We start from the raw sequence: 8,326 nt of genomic DNA, 5'->3' as shown, positions 1-8,326 counted from the left end.
TATTTTGTGTGACATACCACTTCCAAATTTTAATGGTAGATTACGGGCCCGGGCACGCTACCGCCCCTACCCTGCAAGCCGTGATGTCCTTGCCATCCCATGCGGTAGTCCCAGCGTGATGTCGTTGTCGTTCTTTTACATGACCGTCTAAGTGGCCTTGGTGGATAAGAGTATGCAAGAGTGTTAATAGATGCAAAACGGCGGTCCGGTCGTAGAGGTGGGGGCTGGTATTAACGCATGGAGGGGAAAGACCCTCTCCGCCGGGGCGCGCCGTGCGTGGCGGTGACGGAGAGGGTGGGGAGGGGCGGTTTACGAGGTGGCGATGCCGGCCCCGGCGGCGCGCGCGGCGTGCAGCTTGCGGTAGCTTTCGATCAGGCGCTGGTGGCGGTCGATGCCTTCCAGCCCCATGCTGGTGGGCGTCAGCCCGGGGAAGCGTGTCTCGTCGTTCACCGCGCCGATCACCTGGCGCATGGTCTCTTCGCCGAACATCCGCGTGAGATTGCGGTGGTAGTCGTTGAAGTCGAGGTCGTCGTCCAGGGCGATCTCCAGCACCGCTTGCATGGCTTGATGGAACAGGCCGCGCTGCACGGTGTTGTCGTTGAACTGCAGGAACATCTGGACGTGCTCCAGCGCGGCTTCGTACTCGCCCAGAGCGATCTCAATCAGCAGCTTGAGCTCGAGGATGGTCAGCTCGCTCCACACGGTGTTGTCGTCGAACTCGATGCCGATCAGCGTGCCGACCTTGATGTGATCGTCGAGCTGGCTTTCTTCCAGACGTTCGAGCAGGTCGGCAAGGCGCTCATCCTCTAGTGTGTGCAGATTGAGAATGTCCGCGCGGTAGTCCAGCGCCATGTTGGTGTTGTCCCACACCAGGTCCTCGACCGGGTATACCTCGGAATACCCCGGCACCAGGATGCGGCACACCGGCGCGCCCAGGTCCTCGTGTTCCATCACGTAGGCTTCCAGGCCCTGATCGGCGAGCAGCCCGTAGAGGCGCTCGGCTTCTTCCGCGGTGGTGCCGGCGAAGTCCCATTCGTGGAAGTCGAGATCCGCGCGGTCGCTGAAGAAGCGCCAGGAGATCACCCCGGAGGAGTCGATGAAGTGCTCGACGAAGTTGTTGGGCTCGGAAACGGCCAGCGAGCTGAAGGTCGGCTGCGGCAGGTCGTTCAGGCCCTCGAAGCTGCGCCCCTGGAGCAGCTCGGTGAGGCTGCGCTCCAGCGCGACCTGGAAGCTCGGATGCGCGCCGAAGGAGGCGAACACCCCACCGGTGCGCGGGTTCATCAGGGTCACGCACATCACCGGGTAGCGGCCGCCGAGCGAGGCGTCCTTGACCAGCACCGGGAAGCCCTGGGCCTCGAGTGCAGCGATGCCTTCCTGAATGCCGGGGTACTTGGCCAGCACCTCTTCCGGCACGTCCGGCAGGACGATCTCTTGCTCGATGATTTCCTTCTTCACCGCGCGCTCGAAGATCTCGGAAAGGCACTGCACCTCGGCCTCGGCGAGCGTGTTGCCGGCGCTCATGCCGTTGCTGAGGTAGAGGTTCTCGATCAGGTTGGAGGGGAAGTACACCGTCTCGCCATCGGAGCGGCGCTTGAACGGCAACGCGACGATGCCACGATCCGTGCGCCCGGAGTTGGTGTCGATCAGGTGCGAGCCGCGCAGCTCGCCGTCCGGATCGAAGATCGCCCGACAATGTGCGTCGAGCAGCCCGGCGGGCAGGGCGTCGTCGTCTTCCAGCGGGAACCAGCGCTCGCTGGGATAGTGAACGAAGGCACTATCGGCGATCTCCTCGCCGAAGAACTGGTCGTTATAGAAGAAGTTGCAGGAGAGGCGCTCGATGAACTCACCCAGCGCCGAGCACAGCGCCGCTTCCTTGGTGGCGCCCTTGCCGTTGGTGAAGCACATCGGCGAGGCCGCGTCGCGCAGATGCAGCGACCAGACGTTGGGCACGATGTTGCGCCATGAGGCGATCTCGATCTTCATGCCCAGGTCCTCGAGGATCTGGGTCATATTGGCGATGGTGCGCTCCAGCGGCAGGTCCTTGCCCTCGATCCAGGTCTCGTCGCCTGCGTCGTCGTCCTTGGCATTCGTCCCCATCAACAGCGCCTGGGCGTCTTCGTCGATGTTCTCGACCGTCTCGATCTGGAACTCGGGCGCGTTCTGGATCACGCGCTTGACGCTGCAGCGCTCCGCCGCGCGCAGGATGCCAGTGCGGTCCTTTTCGGAAAGGTCCTCCGGCAGCTCTACCTGGATCTTGAATATCTGGTTGTAGCGGTTCTCCGGGTCGACGATGTTGTTCTGCGACAGCCGGATGTTCTCGGTGGGGATGTCCCGCGCGTTGCAGTACAAGCGTACGAAATAGGCCGCACACAACGCCGAGGAGGCCAGGAAGTAGTCGAACGGACTCGGCGCCGAGCCGTCGCCCTTGTAGCGAATGGGCTGGTCGGTCTCGACGGTGAAGTCGTCGAACTTGGCCGCCAGCCGCAGGTTTTCGAGAAAGTTGACCTTGATTTCCATGTACACGAACCGGGTTGGTGTCGGGTGCGCCCAGGGGGCGAATTGCCGGCCATTATCCGGGTTTCAAGCGGGTGTGTCTTGGGGGTGTCGTCGGAGAGCGGGAGAAAGGCAGGGGCACCGAAAGCGGGACCGTCCGGCGCCCGACAATGGCAGGGTCTCAATTAATAATTCTTTTCAATCGAGCAAGCGCTCGAGAACCTCTTCATGGACTCGGGCGTCCGCCTTCTGGAACAACACGAAGCGAATATGCTTGACCGAGGATAACTGGGGCAGCATTTCAAGTACCGTCTTGAACGCTACCTGCGTCGCGGCTTCCAGCGGATACCCGAAGGCACCGGTCGAGATTGCCGGGAAGGCGATGGAGCCAAGCTCGTTTTGCTCGGCCAGTTCGAGCGCATTGCGATAACAAGACGCCAGCAGCGGCTCGGCGGGCTCGTCCACGCCGTACACCGGACCCAGGCAATGCACCACCGAGCGGTTGGGCAAATTATGAGCGCCGGTGATCACCGCTTGCCCCGGCTGAATGGGTGCCAGCGGCTGGCATTCCCGCTCCAGCTCCGGCCCAGCGCCCCGATGAATCGCACCCGCCACGCCGCCGCCAATCCGCAGCTCCGCATTGGCCGCATTCACGATGGCGTCCATATCCGGCTGGCGCGCAATGTCACCTTGCACGCACTCGAGCGTGACGCCCTGAAGATGTCGTGTCGTCATGAACTCACCTCCATGGATAGCTAATCCGTTGTTTAGGTGAGGGGCTCGCTATCCTCTTCCAACCCCAACCGCTGGTGCCATTCGGCAAGGCTTTCTTGCGGATACACGGCAAAGCATTGATCGTTTTCCCGGGCGTCGACCTCGACCCAGTTAGCTTTGCTGTCGAGCATCAAGTGGACGCGCTCGGGCGGAATGGGCAGGGGCGTGTCGATGGCGGAAGCAAACGGGTGCACCAGACTCGGTCATTGAGGATCGAAGACCCACAGCGAGCTGGCGCAGTGTCGGCAGAAGCGGCGTTCGCCGGTGCTGGTTTCGCCATCGATGACAGCGCGGTAGACGTTGATATGCTCACGCCCCTGCACGTCGGGCGTCTCGGCGCGACCACTCAAGTTGATAGCGTAGCCACCACCTCCAGCGGTCTTGCGGCAGATGGAGCAATAACAGCGCTGATAGGGATAGGGGTCAGGGAATCGACACTGAAACGCACCGCGCCGCAATGGCAGGAACCGTCGAGTCGCATGCAGAGAACTCCCAAAGCGAATGTCACATATCAGTCTAGAAGCACAAAGCCTGGGTGCACATGGCGGATCTGGCTTCGCAGGTGCTGTAATGACCGAGCGGAGGAGCCCGCCTTCGATATCCGGCGCCTACGTTAGTCGTGAACGGTGAGGAGATAGTATCTATCTATAAACGTCTTCGAGCACGTTTCCAGAACTTCGCCAGTTCCGGGGCACGATGCCCTCGACGATCACGGCCACCCTGGCGGCCGTGATCGAAAGGCGAAACGCCCGCGCTACTCGAAAGGCACTTCCTTGGCAGTCGCCATCAGCGCATCGACATCCTCACTGAGCAAGAAGCCTTCCTGAACTAGTTTCCACGCTGCCTGGCGATAGGCCTCGAGATAGGCCTCACGCGTCCCGTAGAGTCGTTTCAGCTTCTCGGTGCCGAACGGCTCGATTTCTGGGCATCCTTCCGACAGCGTAGCACGGCCCTCACCAAAAGAGGCCACTGGCACTTCCACCATGGGCAGGCGTAGACCACCTTGCGCGGTGTTGTTCTGATCGAAGGCGACCTGCCCCTCTGAGGTCAACTCGATGGGATCAGCCGAGGGTGGAGCCTTTCCATCTTCCACCCAATCGACCAAGTGTTCGTAGAGCGCTTTCTCGGCCATATAGAGCGGCACTTCCGGATTGGCTGGACTACAACTCCATGCGCTCCACTCTGCATCAGGCGAGAGAAGCCCAGCCTTGCGGAGGTCGTCATGATCAGCGTCGCCGTACAGATACTGGAAGCGCCAGCCATGATTGGCACCGGCAAGCTCCCAAGTCACGCTCCGGTCGTCGGCCGTATTGGCGTCAGGCTTCCGTTGACCACCCCGCACCGGAAAGAAGTCCCATTGCGAGTTGATCATGGCCAAGGGTGTACTGCGACCCGGAATCAGGTTTTGCGGATCGTCGGCTGGCAGCTGCGTCGCGCACTGCCGAATCGGCACTCCTGTCGGCGTAGTGGCCGCTTCGGTCAGGAAGCCGTCATATATCGGCACGCTCCCGCCATTTTGTTCTATCGTGGCATCAGGCTGGAAGAACTTGTAGTAAGTGATCGCATAGTTGCCGCTCTGAGACTCGCCGGTAAAGAATACCCGTTCGGCGGGAGCACCCAGCGGGTTCTTCGGATCGCCGCTTTTGAGCAGACCGCCAATTTGAGTAAACATGTCCCATGCCACGCCACTTTCCGTCTCCGAGGAAAGCCCCTTGTAGGCGAGCTCATCCTGCGGCAATTCACAGTTTCGATCACTTTCGAGATTCGCACTCGGCATGGCCATTCGGCCATAGCGATCGGCATCGAAGGCCACTAGACCGGGAATGACGTTCGGCTTGCCAGTGATCCCCACATAGACATCACCATTAGCCGTCACACGCTCCCAAAGGGCCGCCCACATGGCGGTCCAATCGTAATCAGCCGACATGTTGATGACCTCCATCACCACGCGGCCGCTGAAGTTCTCCATGTTCTCGGGCCGGCGGACGACCATGCGAGTGGTGTAAGTGCTCTTACCGACCGGGACGGCTTCATAGTCACCATTGGGCTCCCAGTCATAAACCTGAGCCTGCCCCGATACCAGAAACTCTTCTTCGGTGTAATTGAATGATGGCAGGTCGATGGGCTCGACCTGATGAGCAGCGCCATTGAAGGGGTACGATTCCTCAGTGATGGGTAGTGGTTCTACCTCTCGCGGAAACTGCTCCAACGGCTGGGCAAAGACTGCCCCACTGCTAAGGAGGGCCATCAAACTTGGCAAGACGATTCTGCGGTCGAATTTCATGTGTAACTCTGCACCTTTTTTCTTGGATCAACTCAGTGTACATGACATCCCCTCCATTTCATGGCGCTCAATGCGAAGGCGCCGGGATCGATCCCGAGGAGGTCACACGTACCATTCGCCCTTGTTGGAACTGCCGCCATCGGCCAGCGCCGCCGCCGTCTCGGTCAACTGACTGCTCACCTTTGCAGGCCGATCAGATCGTGCCTAGCGGCACACGGCGGGCAGCTCGCCGCGTTCGCCGGCAGCTTGGCGAATCATGATGCGCTTGAGGGGCATGAGCTTGTCTGTACTGGAGAGCCCGACGTTACGTATCAATCGTAATGCGGGGTGTTGGGTGCCGAACAGCAGGCGGAAGCCGTCCATTAGCGCCAACATGGCGGCGTTGTCGCCACGCCGACGACGGGCGTAACGCGCCAGCGTGCGGGCGTCGCCGAGCGCTACGCCACGCTGCCGTGCGTGGATGATTTCTTCCGCCAGCACCGCCGCATCCAGAAAGCCGAGGTTGACGCCCTGGCCGGCCAGCGGGTGAATGCTGTGTGCGGCGTCGCCGATCAGAGCCAGGCCCGGTGCGGTGTATTCGCGAGCATGGCGCTGGGTCAGCGGGAAGTGGTGCACCTCGTCGAGCACGTCGATCTCGCCTAGCCGGCCTTCCATGGCGGCGTTCAGGGCCTCGGCGAATGCCGTCGGGTCCAGCGCCAGCAGCCGCTCGGCATGCTCGGGGCGTGTCGACCAGACGATCGAGCAGTGGCGGTCATCTTCCTCGACGCGTAGCGGCAGGAAGGCCAGTGGCCCGTCGGGCAGGAAAACCTGACGCGCCACACCGCCATGGCCATGCTCGCAGCGCAGCGTGGTGACCAGCGCCACATGACCAGTCTCGCGCTCGCTGACGTCGATACCTGCCAGGCGGCGCAGCGGTGAGCGGGCACCGTCGGCGGCAACCACCAGCGGCGCCGTCCAGCGGTCGCCGTCGTCGAGGGTCAAGGTCTGCGCTTCGCCCTCACGCTCGATCCCCGAGACCCGCGCGCCGTACCGCTGGGTCACGCTCGGCAGGGCGGCGAGGCGTGCTTCGAGCCCCGCCAGGACGACGTCATTCTCGACGATATGGCCCAGCTCGCTCAGGCCGATATCCGCCGCCTCGAAGGCGATTTCACCGCTGCCTTCACCGTCCCAGACGCGCATACTCTGATAGGGCGACACGCGACGCTCGGCCATCCACGGCCAGGCCCCCAGATGCGTCAGCAAGCGCTGAGATACCGGCGTCAGGGCGCTGACCCGAGGAGCGGGCAGGCCGCGACCGACATCGTCGCTGGCCAGCGGCGCAGGGCGGGCGTCGAGTACCGTCACCGAGATGCCGGCCTCGCCGAGTAGCGCCGCCAGCGCGGCACCGACCATGCCGCCGCCGACGACGATCACCTCGTCGTGTGTCGTCTCATCTATGCTGATTTCCTCGTCGGCCTTCATCGCTCCAGCCCCATGGCGCGGCGCGCCAGGGTGCGTCGCAGCGGACTCACGATATTGAGCCCCACCAGCCCTGCGGCACGCAGGTGGGAAAACGCGGCATGCTCGATGCCGAACAGGCGAATCAAGCCATCGCTGAAGCGGATGACGTTACGCCGGTCGGCGGCGCGGCGGGCCTCGAAGTCGCCCAGCAGGCTCGCGCCACCGATGGCCTGGCCGCGCGCCAGTCCGACTTCCAACGCCGTGACCAAATCCATGACACCCCGCAAGGCAAGATTGAAACCCTGCCCGGCGACCGGGTGCAGCGAGTGGGCGGCGTTGCCCATGATCGCCAGATGCGGGCGCACCGGTTCGTTGGCGGTGACCAGCGACAGCGGATAGGCGTCACGATGCCCGATGCGCCGAAAGCGCCCCAGGCGGTCGCCGAAGGCCTCTTGCAGGCGTCTCAGGCACTCATCGTCGCTCCAGCCTAGCGTTTCCTCGCGTGGCACCTTGGCGTGGGTCCAGACCAGTGCCATGCGGCGCCCGGCCAAAGGTAGCAGCGCCATCGGGCCCTGGCTCGAGAAACGCTCATAGGCCACGCCGGCGTGGTCACGACCGATTTCGACGTTGGCGATCAAGGCATGCTGTTCATAGGACTGCGCTTGGCTATCAATGCCCAGGCGTTCCTTGAGTCCCGAGCGGCCGCCATCGGCAAGTACCGTCAAGCCGGCCTCGAGGCAGGCGCCGTCGCTGAGGGTCAGACGGTGGCCGTCGGCGATGGGCGTGATGTCGTCGACGCGCGCCGGGCAGTGCCAGGTCAGCGGTAACGATTCGAGGCCGGCATGCAGAACGCGCCCCATCCAGGCGTTGGGAATCACGTAACCCAGGGCGTCGAGATGAAACTCGTCGGCCGTCAGCCGCGTCGCCCCGAAACGCCCGCGTTCGCTGACGTGGATCTGGCGAATCGGTGTAGCGCGCTCGGCCATCGACGCCCACACCCCGAGCCGCTCGAAATGCCGGCGCGAGCCTTGCGCAATGGCACTGGCGCGGGCATCGAAACTGGGCTGATACGTCGTAGGCTGCGTCGCGTTCAACGGCGCGGCCTCGATCACCGCCACGCGCAGCCCGTGACGCTCGATCAGCGGCGCCAGCGCACATGCCAAGCTGGCGCCGACCAAGCCGCCTCCCACGATGGCGATATCGACCCGGTTGCGGGGCATCGCAAACTCTCCCTGTCGGCTTCGAAGGTCCTGTCATCAGCGATGGCAAGACACGCTGTTTTGTACCACGTTAAGTGCATGGACGGCAGTCGTGCGGGAGCTTACCCATAGGGGC

Annotated in this window: 5 protein-coding genes and 1 pseudogene; all 6 read right to left on the bottom strand. The window is 62.9% G+C overall.

Features of this window, described 5'->3' with window-relative positions; genetic code table 11:
* Positions 1-309 precede the first annotated feature (309 nt).
* The 6 genes and pseudogenes from L1075_RS14230 to ubiH all read right to left on the bottom strand — a co-directional run bounded on the left by L1075_RS14230 (position 310) and on the right by ubiH (position 8,211).
* Positions 310-2,517: an OsmC domain/YcaO domain-containing protein gene (locus L1075_RS14230; RefSeq protein ID WP_246942455.1), complete on the bottom strand. Its 2,208-nt coding sequence runs from the start codon at positions 2,515-2,517 to the stop codon at positions 310-312.
* A 174-nt stretch (positions 2,518-2,691) separates the two neighbouring features.
* Positions 2,692-3,228 carry a macro domain-containing protein gene (locus L1075_RS14225; RefSeq protein ID WP_075368528.1) on the bottom strand — a complete coding sequence of 179 codons (537 nt, stop codon included), beginning with the start codon at positions 3,226-3,228 and terminating at the stop codon, positions 2,692-2,694.
* Between the two features lie 32 nt (positions 3,229-3,260).
* A pseudogene (locus L1075_RS14220) lies at positions 3,261-3,748 on the bottom strand (GFA family protein).
* A gap of 273 nt (positions 3,749-4,021) precedes the next feature.
* Positions 4,022-5,551 carry an alpha/beta hydrolase domain-containing protein gene (locus L1075_RS14215; protein ID WP_246942453.1) on the bottom strand — a complete coding sequence of 510 codons (1,530 nt, stop codon included), beginning with the start codon at positions 5,549-5,551 and terminating at the stop codon, positions 4,022-4,024.
* Positions 5,552-5,755: 204 nt separating this feature from the next.
* Positions 5,756-7,012, bottom strand: a complete 1,257-nt coding sequence (locus L1075_RS14210; RefSeq protein ID WP_246942450.1) for a UbiH/UbiF/VisC/COQ6 family ubiquinone biosynthesis hydroxylase — start codon at positions 7,010-7,012, stop codon at positions 5,756-5,758.
* Positions 7,009-8,211, bottom strand: a complete 1,203-nt coding sequence (ubiH, locus tag L1075_RS14205) for a 2-octaprenyl-6-methoxyphenyl hydroxylase (RefSeq protein WP_246942448.1) — start codon at positions 8,209-8,211, stop codon at positions 7,009-7,011. Before ubiH ends, L1075_RS14210 begins: the two co-directional genes overlap by 4 nt.
* Between the last annotated feature and the right edge of the window lie 115 nt (positions 8,212-8,326).

It is taken from the genome of Chromohalobacter beijerinckii, from assembly GCF_023061185.1.
In the GTDB taxonomy this organism is placed as follows: domain Bacteria; phylum Pseudomonadota; class Gammaproteobacteria; order Pseudomonadales; family Halomonadaceae; genus Chromohalobacter; species Chromohalobacter beijerinckii.
The sequence above is the reverse complement of the archived record's forward strand: the minus strand, read 5'-3'. Positions and strand labels throughout refer to the sequence as shown.

What these genes read in the sequence shown, in the direction of transcription:
- L1075_RS14230 (WP_246942455.1), bottom strand. Translation starts at nt 2,517, where the DNA reads ATGGAAATCAAGGTCAACTTTCTCGAAAACCTGCGGCTGGCGGCCAAG.
- L1075_RS14225 (WP_075368528.1), bottom strand. Translation starts at nt 3,228, where the DNA reads ATGACGACACGACATCTTCAGGGCGTCACGCTCGAGTGCGTGCAAGGT.
- L1075_RS14215 (WP_246942453.1), bottom strand. Translation starts at nt 5,551, where the DNA reads ATGAAATTCGACCGCAGAATCGTCTTGCCAAGTTTGATGGCCCTCCTT.
- L1075_RS14210 (WP_246942450.1), bottom strand. Translation starts at nt 7,012, where the DNA reads ATGAAGGCCGACGAGGAAATCAGCATAGATGAGACGACACACGACGAG.
- ubiH (WP_246942448.1), bottom strand. Translation starts at nt 8,211, where the DNA reads ATGCCCCGCAACCGGGTCGATATCGCCATCGTGGGAGGCGGCTTGGTC.